This is a genomic window from Paraburkholderia sp. UYCP14C, from assembly GCF_004197395.1.
Lineage (GTDB): Bacteria > Pseudomonadota > Gammaproteobacteria > Burkholderiales > Burkholderiaceae > Paraburkholderia.
Genome location: NZ_SELS01000006.1, coordinates 1 through 19,141, shown reverse-complemented (window position 1 = coordinate 19,141; position 19,141 = coordinate 1). Strand labels below are relative to the sequence as shown.

At 62.9% G+C, this 19,141-nt stretch carries 18 protein-coding genes and 3 tRNA genes; 14 read left to right on the top strand and 7 right to left on the bottom strand.

The features are described 5' to 3' along the window. Positions 1-16 precede the first annotated feature (16 nt). Positions 17-730, top strand: coding sequence for a 2-C-methyl-D-erythritol 4-phosphate cytidylyltransferase (gene ispD, locus EVC45_RS07115; protein ID WP_129957315.1), 714 nt, complete (start codon positions 17-19; stop codon positions 728-730). Between the two features lie 86 nt (positions 731-816). Beyond that, positions 817-1,296, top strand: a complete 480-nt coding sequence (ispF, locus tag EVC45_RS07110) for a 2-C-methyl-D-erythritol 2,4-cyclodiphosphate synthase (RefSeq protein WP_018432029.1) — start codon at positions 817-819, stop codon at positions 1,294-1,296. Between the two features lie 41 nt (positions 1,297-1,337). Here ispF and EVC45_RS07105 read toward each other — a convergent pair whose 3' ends face one another. The 3 genes from EVC45_RS07105 to ompR form a co-directional block, all read right to left on the bottom strand. Beyond that, on the bottom strand, positions 1,338-1,886 hold the full coding sequence (locus EVC45_RS07105; protein ID WP_129957314.1) for a peroxiredoxin: 549 nt from the start codon (positions 1,884-1,886) through the stop codon (positions 1,338-1,340). A gap of 76 nt (positions 1,887-1,962) precedes the next feature. After that, positions 1,963-3,312, bottom strand: coding sequence for an ATP-binding protein (locus tag EVC45_RS07100; RefSeq protein ID WP_129957313.1), 1,350 nt, complete (start codon positions 3,310-3,312; stop codon positions 1,963-1,965). A 101-nt stretch (positions 3,313-3,413) separates the two neighbouring features. Then, entirely contained in the window at positions 3,414-4,148 is a 735-nt protein-coding gene (gene ompR, locus EVC45_RS07095; protein ID WP_006048917.1) for a two-component system response regulator OmpR, read from the bottom strand. Between the two features lie 227 nt (positions 4,149-4,375). Between ompR and EVC45_RS07090 the strand changes: the two genes are divergently transcribed. From EVC45_RS07090 to EVC45_RS07080, 3 genes are all read left to right on the top strand, one after another. Further along, positions 4,376-4,702 (top strand): hypothetical protein, encoded by a 327-nt coding sequence (locus EVC45_RS07090; protein WP_129957312.1) that lies wholly within the window; start codon positions 4,376-4,378, stop codon positions 4,700-4,702. 168 nt (positions 4,703-4,870) lie between these two features. After that, positions 4,871-6,502, top strand: coding sequence for a DUF1800 family protein (locus EVC45_RS07085; RefSeq protein WP_129957311.1), 1,632 nt, complete (start codon positions 4,871-4,873; stop codon positions 6,500-6,502). Positions 6,503-6,573: 71 nt separating this feature from the next. Further along, entirely contained in the window at positions 6,574-7,854 is a 1,281-nt protein-coding gene (locus tag EVC45_RS07080; protein ID WP_129957310.1) for a DUF1501 domain-containing protein, read from the top strand. A gap of 119 nt (positions 7,855-7,973) precedes the next feature. Here the strand turns inward: EVC45_RS07080 and EVC45_RS07075 are convergent, their stop codons facing one another. Further along, positions 7,974-8,810 carry a squalene/phytoene synthase family protein gene (locus EVC45_RS07075; RefSeq protein WP_129957309.1) on the bottom strand — a complete coding sequence of 279 codons (837 nt, stop codon included), beginning with the start codon at positions 8,808-8,810 and terminating at the stop codon, positions 7,974-7,976. A 230-nt stretch (positions 8,811-9,040) separates the two neighbouring features. Between EVC45_RS07075 and EVC45_RS07070 the strand changes: the two genes are divergently transcribed. Continuing rightward, positions 9,041-9,127, top strand: a tRNA-Leu gene (locus EVC45_RS07070). A gap of 118 nt (positions 9,128-9,245) precedes the next feature. Here the strand turns inward: EVC45_RS07070 and EVC45_RS07065 are convergent. The 3 genes from EVC45_RS07065 to EVC45_RS07055 all read right to left on the bottom strand — a co-directional run bounded on the left by EVC45_RS07065 (position 9,246) and on the right by EVC45_RS07055 (position 11,312). After that, positions 9,246-9,533 (bottom strand): hypothetical protein, encoded by a 288-nt coding sequence (locus EVC45_RS07065; protein WP_129957308.1) that lies wholly within the window; start codon positions 9,531-9,533, stop codon positions 9,246-9,248. A 120-nt stretch (positions 9,534-9,653) separates the two neighbouring features. Then, positions 9,654-10,103: a MarR family winged helix-turn-helix transcriptional regulator gene (locus EVC45_RS07060; protein WP_129957307.1), complete on the bottom strand. Its 450-nt coding sequence runs from the start codon at positions 10,101-10,103 to the stop codon at positions 9,654-9,656. A gap of 63 nt (positions 10,104-10,166) precedes the next feature. Continuing rightward, on the bottom strand, positions 10,167-11,312 hold the full coding sequence (locus EVC45_RS07055) for a glycerate kinase (RefSeq protein ID WP_129957306.1): 1,146 nt from the start codon (positions 11,310-11,312) through the stop codon (positions 10,167-10,169). Positions 11,313-11,458: 146 nt separating this feature from the next. Here EVC45_RS07055 and EVC45_RS07050 point away from each other — a divergent pair, with 146 nt between their 5' ends. The 8 genes from EVC45_RS07050 to EVC45_RS07015 all read left to right on the top strand — a co-directional run bounded on the left by EVC45_RS07050 (position 11,459) and on the right by EVC45_RS07015 (position 19,141). Further along, complete coding sequence (locus tag EVC45_RS07050; RefSeq protein WP_129957305.1) at positions 11,459-11,701, top strand: hypothetical protein; 243 nt, start codon at positions 11,459-11,461, stop codon at positions 11,699-11,701. 183 nt (positions 11,702-11,884) lie between these two features. Beyond that, positions 11,885-13,231 (top strand): trigger factor, encoded by a 1,347-nt coding sequence (tig, locus tag EVC45_RS07045; RefSeq protein WP_129957304.1) that lies wholly within the window; start codon positions 11,885-11,887, stop codon positions 13,229-13,231. 195 nt (positions 13,232-13,426) lie between these two features. Continuing rightward, positions 13,427-14,080 carry an ATP-dependent Clp endopeptidase proteolytic subunit ClpP gene (gene clpP / locus EVC45_RS07040; RefSeq protein WP_013089401.1) on the top strand — a complete coding sequence of 218 codons (654 nt, stop codon included), beginning with the start codon at positions 13,427-13,429 and terminating at the stop codon, positions 14,078-14,080. 196 nt (positions 14,081-14,276) lie between these two features. Beyond that, complete coding sequence (gene clpX, locus EVC45_RS07035; protein WP_013089402.1) at positions 14,277-15,548, top strand: ATP-dependent Clp protease ATP-binding subunit ClpX; 1,272 nt, start codon at positions 14,277-14,279, stop codon at positions 15,546-15,548. A gap of 201 nt (positions 15,549-15,749) precedes the next feature. Next, positions 15,750-18,170, top strand: a complete 2,421-nt coding sequence (gene lon / locus EVC45_RS07030) for an endopeptidase La (RefSeq protein ID WP_129957303.1) — start codon at positions 15,750-15,752, stop codon at positions 18,168-18,170. Between the two features lie 388 nt (positions 18,171-18,558). Further along, positions 18,559-18,831 carry an HU family DNA-binding protein gene (locus tag EVC45_RS07025; protein WP_129957302.1) on the top strand — a complete coding sequence of 91 codons (273 nt, stop codon included), beginning with the start codon at positions 18,559-18,561 and terminating at the stop codon, positions 18,829-18,831. A gap of 101 nt (positions 18,832-18,932) precedes the next feature. Then, positions 18,933-19,008, top strand: a tRNA-Val gene (locus EVC45_RS07020). Between the two features lie 56 nt (positions 19,009-19,064). Further along, positions 19,065-19,141: transfer RNA gene (locus EVC45_RS07015), tRNA-Asp, on the top strand.

Genomic DNA, 19,141 nt, shown 5'->3' with positions numbered 1-19,141 from the left:
GGCGGCATCCGCACTCGTGACTTCCCGTCTCTTCGCCCTGATCCCGTGCGCGGGCACCGGCAGCCGTTCCGGTGCCGCGATGCCCAAGCAATACCGCACCGTCGCCGGCCGCGACATGCTGCATTACTCGCTCGCCGCGTTCGACGCGTGCAGCGAATTCACGCAGACGCTCGTCGTGATCGCGCCCGACGACCAGCACTTCGACGCGCGCCGCTTCGGCAATCTGCGTTTCGCGGTGCGGCGCGTGGGCGGTGCGTCGCGCCAGGCGTCGGTGCTCAACGGTCTGCATGCGCTCGCCGAGTTCGGCGCCCACGACGACGACTGGGTGCTCGTGCACGACGCGGCGCGCCCGGGCATCACGCCGGCGCTGATCCGCACGCTGATCGCTTCGCTGAAGGACGACGCGGTCGGCGGCATCATGGCGTTGCCGGTTGCCGATACGTTGAAGCGGATCGACCGCGCTTCCCACGACGGCCGGATCGCCCGCACCGAGGCGCGCGACGGCTTGTGGCAGGCGCAGACGCCGCAGATGTTCCGCATCGGCATGCTGCGCGAGGCGATCCTGCGCGCGCAGGCCGACGGCCACGATCTGACCGACGAGGCGAGCGCGATCGAATGGTCGGGGCATGCGCCGAAGCTCGTGCAAGGCAGCCTGCGCAACTTCAAGGTCACGTATCCGGAAGATTTCGATCTGGCCGAGGCGATTCTGAGCCGCGCTGCCGGTTCGTGATGCTTCGCCTCTGGTTGGACACCAACAAGATTTAGACAGGCTTTGATGAAGCTATAAAAGCTTCAGCACTTGAGGATGTGACGCACATGGATTTCAGAATTGGGCAAGGCTACGACGTGCATGCGCTGGTGCCGGGACGCGCGTTGATCATCGGCGGTGTGACGATTCCGTACGAGCGCGGACTGCTCGGTCACTCGGACGCTGACGTGCTGCTGCACGCGATCACCGACGCGCTGTTCGGCGCGGCAGCGTTGGGCGACATCGGCCGCCATTTCTCGGATACCGACGCGAAGTTCGCCGGCGCCGACAGTCGCGTGCTGCTGCGTGAATGCGTGGCGCGCGTGAAGGCGGCGGGCTTTGCGATCGGCAACGTCGATAGCAGCGTGATCGCGCAGGCGCCGAAGCTCGCGCCGCATATCGAAGGGATGCGCGCCAATATCGCGGCGGACCTCGGTCTGCCGATCGAGCGCGTGAACGTCAAGGCGAAGACGAACGAGAAGCTCGGCTATCTGGGCCGCGGCGAGGGCATCGAGGCGCAGGCCGCGGTGTTGCTGGTCAGGAGCTGAGCGGGTTTTGGCTGTTTTGCCGGGGCGATCGACGGTGCCGCTTACAGCGTCGCGCCGCCGATCGCCCGATTGCTCGGACACAGCTCTTCCGTTTGCAGGCCGTCGAGGATGCGCAGCACTTCTGCGGGACTACGGCCCACGTATAGATTGTTGACCGCCACGTGCTGGATCGTGTTGTCCGGATCGACGATAAAGGTCGCGCGCAGCGCGACGCCCGCTTCAAGATCGCGCACGCCCAACTGGTCGATCAGCTCGCCTTTCACGTCGCCGAACGAATAGTGGTTGAGCCTGTCGAGCTCCTTATACTCGCGGCGCCACGCGAGCTTCACGTATTCATTGTCGACGCTGCCGCCGAGCAGCACCGCCTCGCGGTTCTCGAACTCCTTGACGAGCTTGCTGAAATCGACGATTTCCGTCGGGCAGACCAGTGAGAAATCCTTCGGATAGAAGTAGATGATTTTCCACTTGCCAGGAAACGACTGATCGGTGATGTATTCGAACGCCGAGACGCCGTGTTCTTCGGGATGGTTGAAGCCCGGCTTGGCGGCAATGACGGTGAACGCTTCGAGTTTATCGCCAACGGTTTTCATGCAAAGCCTCCTTCGGAAGTCGCAAACAGCGGCGTGTTTCGCATAGCGTCGGCGCGCCGTGCCGCGCGCCGACGGTTCACGCGCTTTTCGCGAGCGGAAACTCGATCGTCACTTCAAGCCCCGGTCCGGGCGAGCGGTTGCGCAGACGCAGCGCGCCGCGATAGCGCGCGACGAGCCGCTGCACGATCGCCATGCCGAGGCCGGTGCCGTTGGCCTGGGTGCGCGCCGAATTCACTCGATAGAACGGCCGCGTGACGAGCGCGAGCTGGTCTTCGGGAATGCCGGGACCTTCGTCGACCACCGACAGTTCGACACGCGAATGCGACACGCGCGTTTCGAGAATCACGTGCGGCACACCGTCGCCGTCGCTCAGGCCATATTTGCGCGCGTTCTCGAGCAGATTGCCGACCACGCGCCGCATGTCGGTTTCATCGGCTTCGATCACCGCCGACGGCGCGAGCCGCGTGATCAGCCGCATGCTGTCCTCGCTTTGCATGCGCGCGGCAAGCTCGCTCGCGATCACCGAGAGATCTACCGGTTCCGGCACGCGCTGCACCGGACGCGCGTAGTCGAGGAAGCGGCCGATGATCATGTCCATCTGCTCGATGTCGTCGACCATCGCATCCTTGGTGGCCTGGTCGGACGGGCTCATTTCGGTTTCGAGCCGCAGTCGTGCGAGCGGCGTGCGCAGATCGTGCGAAATGCCCGCGAGCATCAGCGCGCGGTCCGCCTCGAGCTGTTCGAGGTCGCGCACCATCTGGTTGAAGCTGCGATTGGTTTCGGCGGCGACGCCCATGCCGCGTTCGGGCAACGCCTCGGGCGATTGCCCCGAGCCGACCCGGCGCGCGGCCATCGCGAGACGCGCGAACGGCCGGTTCACCAGACTCGTGATGAACGCCGCGCCGAACAGCGACAGCGCGAGCGCGAACACGCCCCAGCCGGCCCATTGCAGGCCGGTCGCGTTGTCGAGCTGATCGCGGTCGAGGGCGACCCAGTAATCGTCGTCGTCGATCTTGAAGCTGATCCATACGCCGTTGATGTCGTTCACGCTCTGCGCGATCACGGTGTCGTCGCCGAGTCGGCCGCGGATGTCGTGCTCGATCAGGCGATTCAGCGATTCGTCGGGCTGGAGTTTGTATTTGTCGGTAGCTTCGCGCGGGTACACGCGCACCCCTTCATTGCTCTCCAGATCCTGCAGCAGCGCGCGCCGCAGGTCGGGATCGGAATAGAGGAGCGCGGTGCGCGTGAGCTTGACGATCGCGACGAGTTGCAGAGCCACGCGCTGCGCGCGCGGCTCCCGCTCGATCACGCGAAAGCTCTGGAACCACGCGGCGAGACTGACTGCGATCAACAGCGCGATCAGCAGAAAAGTCCGCCAGAAAAGGCCGCCGAACGCGAGCGTCAGGAGGCGCCGGTCGATCCGCATGGGCCCTTCTTATGTGAAGTCAAAGACAGAAACGATTTTGCATGGGACCAGAGTAGACGCTAAAGCGGCAACTCTGGTCGACCGTGAAGTGGAGCGCAAACTCAGGCTGCACCGTCAGGGATGAACACGTAGCCGAGGCCCCACACGGTCTGAATGAAGCGCGGGCTGCCCGGATCCGGTTCGATCAGCTTGCGCAGCCGCGAGATCTGCACGTCGAGGCTGCGATCGAAGACTTCGTATTCGCGGCCGCGTGCGAGCTCCATCAGCTTTTCGCGCGACAACGGCTGACGCGGATGACGCGCGAACACCTTCAGCACCGAGAACTCGCCTGTGGTGAGCGGAATTTCCTGGCCGGCCTTGGTCAGCGTGCGGGTGGCGAGATTCAGCGCGAACTCGCCGAACTCGAACACCTCGGTGGTCTCGGACGGCGCGCCCGGCAATTCGGACGGCGACTGACGACGCAGCACCGCGTGAATCCGCGCGACCAGTTCGCGCGGATTGAACGGCTTGGGCAGGTAGTCGTCGGCACCCATCTCGAGGCCGACGATGCGATCGACATCCTCACCCTTGGCCGTCAGCATGATGATCGGCGTGCGGTCGTTGCTGCCGCGCAGACGTCGGCAGATCGACAGGCCGTCCTCACCGGGCAGCATCAGATCGAGCACCAGCAGATCGAAACGCTCGCGCACCCAGAGCTTGTTCATTGACGGCGCATTTTCGGCGACATAGACGTTGAAGCCCTGTTCACCGAGGTAGCGGCGCAGAAGATCGCGCAGGCGTGGATCGTCGTCGACGACGAGGATTTTCGAAGGGTTTTTGGTTTCCATGGTCGGCATCTTAGCGCGATTAGAAAGTGGTGCGCGGTTACACCATTTCTGGGGTTACAGTCGGTTACAAAATTTACCCGCAGTGTGGCATGACGTAAAGTATGCGCGTTTAGACTCCTTTACTGAATGCGGCTGTTCGGTGGATACTTCACTCGACAAAACTCTCGTACCCGGCTGTTACCGGGGTTTGTATACGTATCTGAGGTAGCCGGTTGCCGCGCCACGAAGGGAACAACATGAAGGGAGGGGTTTGGCCAAATGTGCGCCTAAGCGTGATTGCACTGGCAGTTGCCGGTACGCTCGCAGGCACACTGGGCCCAACGCTCGCCCATGCGCAGCCCTCCGCCGACAGAGCGGCGAGCGAGCATGCGCCCCATTCGGGCAATAGCAAGGCCAGCCACCACAACCCGAGCGTGGATCACCCTGCCTCTGACGTGATGCTGCGTACCGCGGTTCCCCCCGATCTCGATCAGCGTCGCCGCGACGGACATATGACACCCGAAGAACGTCGGCTGTTGCGGCAGCATATCGAAGACGCCGTGCGCGAGTTGTACAAGCGTTGATCCCAGTGCGCATCGTCGCCTGAAAAATCCTGTTGCATCTTCAGCGTCAACTTCCTGATCCGCTGCTCCGTTGAGTCGGCAGCACCAGCGCGTGTTCGTGCGCGTCTCGTGTGCATCTTCGTGCATATGGGCGCCTCGGCTCGCGATGTCACGCAAAACGGATCGGCGATGACGAAACTACTTCGACATGTGAATGGTGAGCTTCGGCTTGGCGTGGCGGCTGCGTTGAGCTACGCGTCATCTGCTGCGCTCGCGCAGCAACGCCCGGCGCATGCCGCGCACGGTGGTCATCGCGCGGCCGCGCCAGCGCCTGCGGCACCCCTTGCCACGGACGACCAACAAAGCCTGCTCGACATCGACGACGCACGCTTTTTCCTGACCCGCATCGGCTTTGCGCCCGATAACGCCGAGCTCGCGCAATATGCGGGACTGACGCGCGCGCAGGCGGTCGACAAGACACTCGCGAACGCGCGCAGCGAAGCCGTGTCGCCGCCTCCCGATTGGGTGTTCGAGCCGATTCCAACGCGTGCCGAGCGCAGCGCATGGACAGCGGATCAGCGTCGCGAGCAACAAAAGCTGCTCGGACAGCGTTACGAACTATTACGAGCATGGTGGGTGCGCGAGATGCTGAACACGCCTTCGGCGCTCACCGAACGCATGACGCTTTTCTGGCATAACCACTTCACGTCGGGGCAGGACAAGGTCCAATATCCGCAACTGATGGCGCGGCAAAATCTGCTGTTGCGCCGGCATGCGCTCGGCAATTTCGGCGAGTTGCTGCACGCCGTCGCGAAAGATCCCGCGATGCTGCTGTACCTCGATGGCGCGAGCAATCGCAAGGGCAAGCCCAACGAAAATTTCGCGCGCGAAGTGATGGAACTGTTCACGCTCGGCGAGGGGCGCTATACGCAGCGCGACGTCGCCGAAGCCGCGCGCGCCTACACCGGCTGGAGTCTCGATCCCGATACGCAGGCGTACGTGTGGCGCGCGAACCAGCACGACGACGGCGAGAAAACCGTGCTCGGCCGAAGCGGCGAGTTCGATGGCGACCAGCTGCTCGATATCCTGCTCGCGCGGCCCGAGACCGCGACGTTCGTCACGACGAAGCTCTGGCGCGAGTTCATCTCCGACACGCCGGACCCGGCGCGCGTCGAGCCGATCGCCTCGCAGTTTCGCGCGAGCGGCTATGACATCAAGGTAGCGCTGCGCGGGCTCTTCCTCAGCGATGCATTCTGGAGCGACGACAATCGCGGCGTGCTGGTGAAGTCGCCGGTCGAATTCGTGATCGGCGCGCTGCGCGCATTCGATGTCGGCTACGACGACACCGCGTCGTTCGCCGCGCAGATTCGCGCGCTCGGCGAGAACCTGTTCTATCCGCCGAACGTCAAAGGATGGCCGGGCGGCGCGTCGTGGATCAATAGCTCGACACTGCTCGCGCGCAAGCAATTCGTCGAGCAGTTGTTTCGCGCGACCGAAAGCGCGGGGGCGCCCGGCATGAGCCGTGCGGCCAGCGCGAAGGGCGCCACGAGCGGCGCGCGGCCCGCGCTCGTCGCGAGTCAGGCCGGCCCGCCGCTGCAGCGCGTCATGGTACGCACCGGCCAGGGTGGCGTACGCTTTGACATCGCGAATTGGCTCGCGCATTACAACGCTTCGCCGGCTGCGAAACCGGGGCTGTCGGCCGAATTGCAGTTGCAGCACGCGGTGCTGCCGTTCACGCCGGTCGATGCGATCGCCACCGATTCGACCGCGAGCGCGTACCTCGAAGCCTTGCTGATGGACCCGGCTTACCAGTTGAAATAGTCCACGTAGTGGCAGTCGATGCAACCGGCGGCGGCACGACACGCGCCGGCATGATCACGACGAGGTGCAGCATGAAACGACGCAGCTTTCTTTCGATGGGCGCGGCCGCCGGCGCGTCGCTGTGGCTGCCTCGCGCGATCGGCGCGGGGGAGCCGATGGCTGCGCAGTGGCGGGATGCGTCGAATACGCCGGTTGTGCCGGTTGTACCGAGGGGAGGTTATGACAACCTGCTGATTCTCATCGAACTGAAAGGCGGCAACGACGGCTTGAACACCGTGATCCCGTTCGCCGATCCCGCCTACTACGCGCTGCGCAAAAACATTGGCATCAAACGCGAACAGATGATTCAGCTCGACGAGCGCACCGCGCTGCACCCGGCGTTGCAGCCGCTGATGCCGTTGTGGCGCAGCCGGCAGCTTGCGATCGTGCAAGGCGTCAGCTATGCGCAGCCGAACCTGTCGCACTTCCGCTCGATCGAGATCTGGGATACCGCGTCGCGCTCCGATCAGTATCTGCGTGACGGCTGGCTGACCAGGGCGTTCGCGATGAGGCCGGTGCCCGCCGGTTTCGCGGCCGACGGCGTCGTGATCGGGAGTGCCGAAATGGGACCGCTCGCAAACGGCGCGCGCGCGATCGCGCTGGTCAATCCCGCGCAGTTCGTCAGAGCCTCGCGACTTGCGACGCCGGTGTCCTTGCATGAGCGCAATCCGGCGCTCGCGCATATTCTGGACGTCGAAAACGACATCGTGAAAGCGGCTGATCGTCTGCGTCCGACGCAAGCACAGCCTCAACTGAAGACCGCGTTTCCGGGCGGCGCGTTCGGCAGCTCGATCAAAACGGCGATGCAGGTGCTGGCCGCTTCGGACACCCTGAAGGTGGGCGCCGCCGGCCGCACGACTTCAGAGCAACCGGTCAGCGGGCAGGGCGTGGCGGTGATCCGGCTAACGCTGAACGGCTTCGATACGCACCAGAACCAGCCGGGACAGCAGGCCGCATTGCTCAAACAGTTCGCGGAAGGCATGGTGGCGATGCAGGCCGCGCTCGTCGAGTTGGGCCGGTGGAACGATACGCTCGTGATGACGTATGCGGAGTTCGGCCGCCGTCCGCGCGAGAATCAGAGCAACGGCACCGACCATGGCACGGTGGCGCCGCACTTCGTGACGGGCGGCCGCGTGCAGGGCGGCTTGTATGGCGTGCCGCCGCTGCTTGCGCGGCTCGATGGGAATGGCAACCTGCCGGTCGGCGTCGATTTTCACCAGCTCTATGCGACGGTGCTCGGACCGTGGTGGGGGCTGGACGCATCGGCGATCCTGCAGCAGCGGTTCGAGCCGTTGCCGTTGCTGCGGGCGTGAGCGGCTGGGCGCTTGCGTGCTTGGGCATTGCCAGCCATCCAGGCGCCAAACTCGCGTTCGGTGTCGTACGGCGTCATCGACGCCGCCTCTCAACGCGGCCGTCCTTTAATGCACCGTGCTTACTTCGCGCGCCACGCGATCCAGAGCTTGCGGATTGGCGTCAGCGCGATGCGTTGATGCAGCACGTGATAACCGTCGCGCTCGATTTCATCGAGCAATGCCAACGCGAGCGCCGCGAGCGCGAGCAACGTGCGCTGGGCGCGTCGCGCGCTGGCAGGCACCGCGGCTAGCGCGGTCTGCACCGCGTCGCGCGCGCGGTGTGTCTCGAAGCGCATCAGCTCGGTGAACGCGTCGGTGTATTTGCGGTTGATCAGATCGGCGGCGGTGACGTTGTAGCGCTGCATCTCGTCGATCGGGACGTAGATACGGCCGTGGCGCGCATCGTTACCCGTTTCGGCGACGAACTGCGCGAGCATCAGCGCCTCGCCGAGCGGTGCGGCCCACTCCGACGCTTGCGCGGCAGCGTCGGCCGATCCGGTCGTCGCGGCGCGCGACACCAGCGACGCGAAATTGCCGCCGACACCACGCACATAGCGCCGCAGGTTCGGATAGTCGAGATAGCGTGCCTGGTCGAGATCCATCTCGAAGCCCGCAAGCAGTTCCTGCAGAGCCGGATACTCGGCTTGCGCGTCGGGCAGATGCGCCGCGAGCGCCTTGGACACCGGATGCGACGGCGAGCCCGCGGCGAGCGCGGCGATTTCTTTCTGCCACCACGCGAGCTTCGTGCGGCCGACCGCGGGATCGCTTGTCTCCTTGACCGTTTCCTCGAACTCGCGACGCAATGCGAAGAGCGCGGTCAACAGCGGCTGACTGGCTGCGCGGGCCTGGCGAAGCGCATAGTAGGTGCTCGATCCTGGGGGCGCCGCTTTCTGCTGGCAATAGTCGTCGAAATTCACGGGATGAGAGTGTGGGGAAGGACTGGCGAGAAGAGCGCCGGCGTGCGTCGCGGCGCCCGTCTCGACGAGCCGAAAATTGTAGCATCGGCGCCGCGCACGCAGATACCGCCGGGTGCAGACAAGCGCGAATCAATCGGTTAGAATCTCGCGCTTACGCTTTCGGGCGCGTGTTTCGCGCGGCTGGTGGCGCACAGGACAATCGGGCGCGACGCATCGCGTCGTACCCGGCTGCGAGGGTGGCGAAATTGGTAGACGCACCAGGTTTAGGTCCTGACGCCCGCAAGGGTGTAGGGGTTCGAGTCCCCTCCCTCGCACCATTTATTCGTAGTCAAGAAAAACCCCGTCAAGTCTTTGGACCGACGGGGTTTTTCTTTTATGCGCGGTTTCCGGAAGGCCGCCGTGTTGCTCCGCGGCCTTTCATCGCGAGCGCGTGACTCAGGCGCCCGGTGTTCCCGGCACTTCCTGCGAGCCCGGCAATTCCGCTTGCGCGGCGCCTTCGAGGAAACGGCGCGTCGACTCGAACGCCTGCAGCATCTGGTCCGGCCACGGCGTTTGCAGCATCACCGCCTGATGATTTTCGAATGCCGACGACAGCAGTTTCGCCAGTTCCGGCGAACGAAGATGACGCAATACGACGCTGAGCGCGATCGCGGTCGCCTGGCTCGCGCCGGCGGTCTGCAGTTCGGACGCGGTGAGTGCCGCGAGCTGTTTGTTGATGTCCACTGAAACGTCCCTGGATGAGAAAGCGGGGTGACGGCGCGTAGGCCAATGCTCAATTTTGACATGCACCGCCCGATGCCGTGAAACGGCTCCTCTCAGGCATGGCCGGTTCGGCGCGCGACATCACTCCCGCGCGTTCATCGCGCTGATCACCTTGTCGAGCGCCGCGCCGAACGCGGCCTTTTCTTCTTCGTCGAGGCAGTCGAACATATCGCCGTTCCACTTGCGCGCGATCGGCATCACCTTGCGATACAGCGCGCGGCCTTCCTGCGTCAGCGAGACCAGCACGACGCGACCGTCCATGGCGCTCGCCTCGCGCTGCACGAGTCCTTGCCGGATCAGCGCTTCGGCTGCGCGACTTGCCTGGCTTTTGTCGAGATTGGCATGGCGTGCCAGATCCATGATCGAGAACGGTCCAAACGATCCCACCGCCGCGATCACCCGCGCTTCAGGCAGCGTCACGTCGAGCTTCGCCGCGTAGCGCGCGCTGATGCCGCGCTCGGCCAGTTTGTTCAGCACATGCAGACGATACGTGAGGAACTGCTCGAGCCCGGCTTTGGCAGAGTCCTTCATGGTCACCCCGTGATGAGTGGAACGGTCGTGGCGCTGTGATTGTTGCGGCAGCCGTTTCGCGGGTCAACGCACGCCGTATTTCAGGCGCGTCAACTGCTCGGCCTCGTTGGCGAGCAGGCGCGCCGCGTCGCGAATCGCGACGTCGAGCGTGATCGGCCCCGGTGCCGGAGAAAAGCAGCCGCTGAAGTATTCGGCAAGACGCGGCAGCGCGGCGGAGTCGACCGCGCCGGACAGCAGCGTGGCGGGCACGCCCGCGGCTCGCGCATGCGCGCACGCGATGAACGGCGCCTTGCCGTGCAGCGTCTGCACGTCGGAGCGGCCTTCGCCGGTGATCAACCAGTCGGCGCCCGCGAGCGCGGCATCGAGACCGATTTGCCGCGCGACGGTTTCCGCGCCCGGCTCGAACTGCGCGCCGAGCATGTGCAATGCGAAGCCGAGGCCGCCCGCCGCGCCCGCACCCGGCAGGTCTCGCGCGGTGCGGCCGAGCGCGGCTTCGAGCAGATCGGCAAAGCGCGCGAGCGCCGCGTCGATCGGTGCGACCTGTTCGGGCTTCACGCCTTTTTGCGGACCGAAGATCGCGGTCGCGCCGTGCTCGCCGGTCAGCGGATTGTCGACGTCCGACATGCCGACGAACTGCGTATCGGCAAGCCGCGCGTCGAGCAGCGATGCATCGACTCGCGCCACGCGCGCAAGCTGCTCGGGCGTGCCTTCGAGCGCGTTGCCTTGCGCGTCGAACAGTTGCAGGCCGAGACCCGCCAGCAGGCCGGCGCCGCCGTCGTTGGTACTGCTGCCGCCCAGCGCGACGAAGAAGCGCCGCACGCCGGCGTCGAGCAGCGCGCGAATCGCTTCGCCCATGCCGCGCGTGCTGCGCGCCTCGACCGGTACGCCCATGCCGACGGGGTCCGTAATGCCGACGATTTCCGCCGTTTCGATGATTGCGCTGCCGTCCGCGAGCAGGGCCGTCAGCGCTTCGCGCGTTGGGCCGGCTGCACCGCGCACGCTAAGCGTGCGGCGCTCGCCGCCGCTCGTGAGCATGGCGTCGAGCGTGCCTTCGCCGCCATCGGCCATCGGACAGATGCGCACGCTGGCGTCGGGGCGTGCGCGCTGGATGCCCGTTGCTATCGCCTGCGCGACCTGTTCGGCGCTGAGCGAGCCTTTGAATGAATCGGGAGCGATGACGACGACAGGCGAGGGCGACGAATTCGGCATGGTGTCTCTGATAGGTTTGAGTCGTTGTAAGCGGTTGCTGGAGCGGAAGAAGCGACCGGCTGCGGGCGACCGGCTGCGGGCGACCGGCTGCGGGCGGTGGCCCGACCGAGTGCGTTAGCTTATCAGCATGGGGGCGCCGGCTGAATATGTCGAACGGCATAGGGGGGATCGCCGCCACGAAGCGTTGGCTGCGGCCGCTTGCGAGCATCCGCGCGAGCTTTGTATTGCATGACGAAACAGCGGCGAATTACGCACGCCGCAAACCAGATGGCGATGCCAGCGGCAACTCGCGCCCGCTGTGTCGAAACTACCCGAAAATGGCCCTCAAAACGCCCGGAATGCAGGGAAAACTCGATGCAATCATCGAATCCCGGTTAGCGCGCAAATAGTTTGCTAAAATATTCGGCTCTTTGGACTCAACCGTGTTGCCGGCGGCCTGCTAGCCCGCGGCGCAGGCGCCTGGATCGATGTACGCAGCGATGCAATCGGCGCTAATCGATGCGAAGCGACATCGACAGGCGGCACGGAGAAGATAACTGATTCGCTCGAATAATTTTAGGACGATTGAAGCCATGGCTAACGTTGTTGAAAACCTCGGCAAGCTCGAACGCCGCGTGACGATTTCCCTGCCGAAGGATGCCGTGCAGAAGGAAGTGGATTCGCGTATCCGTCAACTCGCGAAGAACGTGCGCATGCCGGGTTTCCGCCCGGGCAAGGTGCCGCTCAAGATGGTGACGCAACAGTATTCGGGCCAGGTGGAAGCCGAAGTGCTGAGCGACAAGGTCGGCAAGGAATTCTTCGACATCAGCCGCGCCGAGAACCTGCGTGTCGCAGGCCAGCCGAGCTTCGCGCCGAAGGCCGACGCCGTCGAAGGCAGCTACGCGTTCGACGCGACTTTCGAGGTGTACCCGGAAGTGAAGCTGGGCGATGTCGCCGCGGCTGAAATCGAGCGCACCACGACCAGCATCAGCGAAGCGGAAATCGACCGCACGCTGGACATCCTGCGCAAGCAGCGCGTGCACTTCCACGCTCGCGGCGAAGCCGGCGAGCACGGCGACGGTGGCGCGGACACGGCTGCCAAAGACGGCGACCGCGTGACGGTCGACTTCGTCGGCAAGCTCGACGGTGAAGCATTCCAGGGCGGTAGCGCCGAAGACTTCGGCTTCGTCCTCGGCGAAGGCCGCATGCTGCCGGAATTCGAAAAAGCGGCGCTCGGCCTGAAGGTCGGCGAAGCGAAGGAATTCGATCTGAAGTTCCCGGACGACTACCACGGCAAGGAAGTGGCGGGCAAGACGGCGCAATTCACGATCACGATGAAGAAGATCGAATGGCCGCATCTGCCGGAAGTCGACGCCGAATTCGCGAAATCGCTCGGCATCGAAGACGGCGATCTGACCAAGATGCGCGGCGAAATCAAGGACAACCTCGAGCGCGAAGCGAAGCGCCGCACGCAAGCCATCGTCAAGAACCAGGTGATGGACGCGCTGCTTAAGATCTCGGAACTCGACGTGCCGAACGCGCTGATCGAACAGGATCAGGAGCGCCTCGTCGCGATGGCTCGCCAGGATCTGGAGCAGCGTGGCGTGCCGAACGCGAAGGACGCGCCGATCCCGGCCGCGATGTTCAAGGAGCAGGCCGAGCGCCGCGTCAAGCTGGGCCTCGTGCTGGCCGAACTCGTGAAGGCGAACGAACTGCAGGCGAAGCCGGAGCAGATCCGTGCCGAAGTCGACGAATTCGCGAAAAGCTACGAAGACCCGAAGGAAGTCGTCCGCTGGTATTATTCGAACCAGCAACGTCTTGCTGAAATGGAAGCGTACGTCGTTGAAGCCAACGTCGTCGACTTCGTCCTCAGCAAGGCCAAGGTGACGGACAAGGAAGTGAGCTTCGAAGAACTGGCAAGCGCAACGGCGCAAGCGTAAGCGCCGCTGCAACGGCGTGCCGGCTGTCGGAGCGACCGACGGCCCGCACGCCGTTTTTTTGTGCCGTGAAAATGTGTGATGCGCCGGATCGGGGCGTGCAGTGCGCACAAAGACGGCACTTGAATACGGGGCTCGCCGCACCAACCTGTGTCCAGCAGCTAATATTCAGAATATTTCCAGACAAGGATCCATTGCATGACCTTTCGCGCCCAAATGCTGGACACGTTGACCTCCCAGTCGTCCCGGGATCTCGAAGCGCAGGCACTCGGTCTGGTGCCGATCGTCGTGGAAACGAGCGGCCGGGGCGAGCGCTCGTATGATATTTATTCGCGTCTGCTGAAGGAACGCATCGTGTTCCTCGTGGGCGAAGTGAACGACCAGACGGCCAATCTGGTGGTTGCGCAGATGCTGTTTCTCGAAAGCGAGAATCCGGACAAGGACATCTACTTTTACATCAACAGCCCGGGCGGCTCCGTGTCTGCGGGTATGGCGATCTACGATACGATGCAGTTCATCAAGCCGGACGTCTCGACGCTGTGTATGGGGCTCGCGGCGAGCATGGGCGCGTTCCTGCTCGCGGCCGGTGCGAAGGGCAAGCGTTTCGCGCTGCCGAATTCGCGCGTGATGATTCACCAGCCGCTCGGCGGCGCTCGGGGCCAGGCGTCGGACATCGAAATCCAGGCGCGTGAAATCCTGTACCTGAAGGATCGGCTGAACCATCTGCTCGCGCACCACACGGGTCAGCCTGTCGAGCGTATCGCGCGCGACACCGACCGCGACAATTTTATGTCCGGTGATGACGCGCAGGCGTACGGCCTCGTCGACCAGGTGGCGCACAAGCGTCCCTGATCTGGTACGGTTTTGCCCTGTTGTTTTGCCCGCGGTTGCGGCAAAACCGTCATCGGGTCGGTTGTGAATGTTCAACTTCCGTCCGGGCGTCTGCGGCAAACGCCGTTATCGTGCTCACTAGCCCTGCCGCGCCCAAACTACGTGGCGGGGTCAAACGGCGTATTATGTAATCCGGTGTCCGGAGGCTCACACATCTATGGCGGACAAGAAAGGTTCTAACAGCGAAAAGCTGTTGTATTGCTCGTTTTGCGGCAAGAGCCAGCATGAGGTCAAAAAACTGATCGCTGGCCCGTCGGTATTCATCTGCGATGAATGTATCGACCTATGCAACGAAATCATCCGCGACGAGGCCGCAGGCGCGGGCATCGAGGCGGGCTTGTCCAAGTCCGACCTGCCGACTCCACAGGAAATCCGCGAAATTCTCGACCAGTACGTGATCGGTCAGGAACGCGCGAAGAAAATCCTCGCAGTCGCGGTCTACAACCACTACAAGCGCCTCAAGCATCTCGACAAGAAGGACGAAATCGAGCTGTCGAAGAGCAACATCCTGCTGATCGGCCCGACCGGCTCCGGCAAGACGCTGCTCGCGCAGACGCTCGCGCGCCTTCTTAACGTGCCGTTCGTGATCGCCGACGCGACCACGCTGACGGAAGCCGGCTATGTCGGTGAAGACGTCGAGAACATCATTCAGAAGCTGCTGCAGAATTGTAATTACGAGGTGGACAAAGCCCAGCGTGGCATCGTCTACATCGACGAAATCGACAAGATCAGCCGCAAGTCCGACAACCCGTCCATTACGCGCGACGTGTCGGGCGAAGGCGTACAGCAAGCTCTGCTGAAGCTGGTGGAGGGCACGATGGCGTCGGTGCCGCCGCAAGGTGGCCGTAAGCATCCGAACCAGGACTTCATCCAGGTCGATACGACCAACATCCTGTTCATCTGCGGCGGCGCGTTCGACGGTCTCGAGAAGGTCATTGTCGATCGCACCGAGAAGACCGGGATCGGTTTCGGCGCGAGCGTGAAGAGCAAGCAGGACCGCGATGCCGGCGAAGTGCTTCGCGAGGTGGAGCCGGAAGATCTGATCAAGTTCGGCCTGATTCCGGAACTGATCGGCCGTCTGCCGGTGGTCGCCACGCTCGGCAAGCTCGACGAAGCGGCGCTGATGAAGATTCTCGTCGAACCGAAGAATGCGCTGGTCAAGCAGTATCACAAGCTCTTCAGCATGGAGCGCGTCGAGCTCGAAATCCGGCCCGCCGCGTTGCAGGCCGTGGCGCGCAAGGCGATCCGTCGCAAGACCGGGGCACGGGGTCTGCGTTCGATTCTGGAGCAGGCGTTGCTCGATGTAATGTACGACCTGCCGCAAATGAAAGGTGTCAGCAAGGTCATCATCGACGACAACGTTATCGACGGCGACGGCAAACCGCTGCTGATCTATGAAGACGCGCCGAAAGTCGCGGGTTCGAACTGATCGGCTTTCGGGTTCTGCAAAAAAGCCGTTCATGGCGACGTGAACGGCTTTTTCGTTTATCGTGTGGTCAGGCTGGTTGTTCTCAACTATGGAGTCACTGAACCTTCGGAGTCACTGAACTTTTCCCACACGCGGAGGCTTGCAATATTTTCTGCTGGCCTCACCTATCGAACGAACTGATTCCACTCATGGGGAAATGAAATGTCAGGAACCCAACTCCTCCCGCCGGAACGCATTACGCTGCCGCTGCTCCCGCTGCGCGACGTAGTCGTTTTCCCGCACATGGTGATTCCGCTCTTCGTAGGCCGCCCGAAGTCGATCAAGGCTCTCGAAGCAGCGATGGAAGGCGGCAAGCACATCATGCTCGTCGCCCAGAAAACGGCTGCGAAAGATGAGCCGACCGAAAAGGACATGTACGAAGTAGGGTGTATCGCCAACATCCTGCAGATGCTGAAACTGCCCGACGGTACCGTGAAGGTGCTCGTCGAAGGCTTGCAGCGCGCGAAGACGCTTTCCATCGAAGAACAGGAAACGCAGTTCTCGTGCGAAGTCATGCCGCTCGAACCCGACCACGCCGACAGCGCTGAAACCGAAGCGCTGCGTCGCGCGATCGTGTCGCAGTTCGACCAGTATGTGAAGCTGAACAAGAAAATCCCGCCGGAGATTCTGACGTCGCTGTCGGGTATCGACGAGGCCGGGCGTCTCGCCGACACGATCGCGGCGCATCTGCCGCTCAAGCTCGACCAGAAGCAGCACATCCTCGAGATGTTCCCGGTGATCGAACGGCTCGAGCATCTGCTCGCGCAACTCGAAGCCGAGATCGACATCCTGCAGGTCGAAAAGCGCATCCGTGGGCGCGTGAAGCGTCAGATGGAGAAGAGCCAGCGCGAGTACTACCTGAACGAACAGGTCAAGGCGATCCAGAAGGAGCTTGGCGAGGGCGAAGAAGGTGCGGATCTCGAGGAACTCGAGAAGCGCATCACGGCTGCCCGCATGCCGAAGGAAGCGAAGAAGAAGGCCGACGCCGAGCTGAAGAAGCTCAAGCTGATGTCGCCGATGTCGGCGGAAGCGACGGTCGTGCGCAACTACATCGACACGCTGATCGGCTTGCCGTGGCGCAAGAAGAGCAAGGTCAACAACGACCTGTCGAATGCGGAGCGCGTGCTCGACGAAGACCACTTTGGTCTCGAGAAGGTGAAGGAACGCATTCTCGAGTATCTCGCGGTCCAGCAACGTGTCGACAAGGTCAAGGCGCCGATCCTGTGCCTCGTTGGGCCTCCGGGTGTCGGTAAGACTTCGCTCGGCCAGTCGATCGCGCGCGCGACGAACCGCAAGTTCGTGCGCATGGCATTGGGCGGCGTGCGTGACGAAGCCGAGATTCGCGGCCACCGTCGTACGTACATCGGTTCGATGCCGGGCAAGATCCTGCAGAGCCTGACCAAGGTCGGCGTGCGCAATCCGCTCTTCCTGCTCGACGAAGTCGACAAGATGGGCCAGGATTTCCGCGGCGATCCGTCGTCGGCGCTGCTCGAAGTGCTCGATCCGGAACAGAACCATACGTTTGCCGATCACTACGTCGAAGTCGACTTCGATCTGTCGGACGTGATGTTCGTCGCGACGTCGAACTCGCTGAACATTCCGCCGCCGCTGCTCGACCGGATGGAAGTGATCCGTCTGTCCGGCTATACGGAAGACGAGAAGGTCAGCATCGCGCAGCGTTATCTGTTGCCGAAGCAGAAGAAGAACAACGGCCTCAAGGACGGCGAGGTCGATGTAACGGAATCTGCGATCCGCGACATCATTCGCTACTACACGCGTGAAGCGGGCGTGCGTTCGCTCGAGCGTGAAGTGTCGAAGATTTGCCGCAAGGTCGTGAAGATGCTTCTGCTGAAGAAGGCGGAAGGCGCGGTGAAGGTCGACGGCAGCAATCTCGACACCTTCCTCGGCGTGCGCAAGTACGACTTCGGTCTGGCGGCGAAGGAAAATCAGGTGGGCCAGGTTACGGGTCTCGCATGGACGGAAGTGGGCGGCGATCTGCTGACCATCGAAGCCGCGGTGATGCCGGGCAAGGGCAATGTGATCCGCACGGGTTCGCTCGGCGACGTGATGAAGGAATCCGTCGAAGCGGCGCGCTCGGTCGTGCGTTCGCGTTCGCGTCGTCTTGGCATCAAGGACGAAGCGTTCGAGAAGCAGGACATTCACATTCACGTGCCGGAAGGCGCGACGCCGAAAGATGGTCCTTCGGCTGGTATCGCGATGACGACGGCGCTGGTGTCCGTGCTGACCGGTATTCCGGTGCGCGCCGATGTCGCGATGACGGGCGAAATCACGTTGCGTGGTGAAGTCCTGCCGATCGGCGGCCTGAAGGAGAAACTGCTGGCGGCGCATCGCGGCGGCATCAAGCTGGTGCTGATTCCGGAAGAGAACGTCAAGGACTTGACGGAAATTCCGGACAACGTGAAGAACGCGATCGAGATCGTGCCGGTCCGCTGGATCGACAAGGTGCTCGAACTTGCGCTCGAACGTGTGCCGCAGGCGTTACCGGAAGAAGAACCGAAGCCCTCGGCGCCGGTTGGGGCTGAACCGGGCAAGGATGCCGCGACGGACGTCGTCAAGCACTGAGGTCGGAGCGCATATGAGAATGCGCTGACGCCAAAAGCATCCAGCAGCACTGTCGCTCGCTGAACCAGAAAACCCGCGGTCAAATCCGCGGGTTTTTTATTGCCCGTATGACCTTGTCATGCACCGAGCATGTTGCGCTCTTCGACGAAATTCCCACATTCCAGGCAGCGCATCATCCGCGCATCGTTGCGTCGCATCGCCAGTCTTTCCGCTGCAACATGCAGTGATGAAAGCACCCCTCTAAAACCACTCCGATCAGGCTCAACCCCGGTTGACACAAGGGTTTCGGCCGCTTCTAATGGGGCGGCCTGGCGTTCGCGTCGGCCGCGTGGCGGGAGGTGCTGGAAAGCACTGCCATGATTGCCAATAAACATTCACGGGGGTTTGGATGAACAAGACGGAATTGATCGATCACATCGCACAGCAAGCCGACATTTCAAAGGCTGCGGCCGGCCGTGCGCTCGATGCAGTCATCGCGGGTGTCAAAAACACGTTGAAGAAGGGTGATTCGGTCACGTTGGTCGGCTTTGGCACGTTCGCGGTCGGCAAGCGCACCGCGCGCACCGGACGCAATCCGCGCACGGGCGCAGCGATCAAAATCAAGGCAGCAAAGGTTCCTAAATTTAGGCCTGGCAAAGCTCTGAAGGATGCGCTAAACTAATGGGCTTGCTGGTTGAGGAATTGCTTAACCCGGTTGCATGAACGGTTCACGGGGAGAGCTTCCGCAAAGCAGGAAACACATCAGGCACTGAATCACGAAACGGGTGCTTAGCTCAGTTGGTAGAGCGGCGCCCTTACAAGGCGTAGGTCGGGAGTTCGAGCCTCTCAGCACCCACCAGTTTCAGATTCGGCGGCAGTGTTTTAAGCAGCGAACGTAGCAAAAGCGCAGTATAAGGAGTGGTAGTTCAGTCGGTTAGAATACCGGCCTGTCACGCCGGGGGTCGCGGGTTCGAGTCCCGTCCACTCCGCCA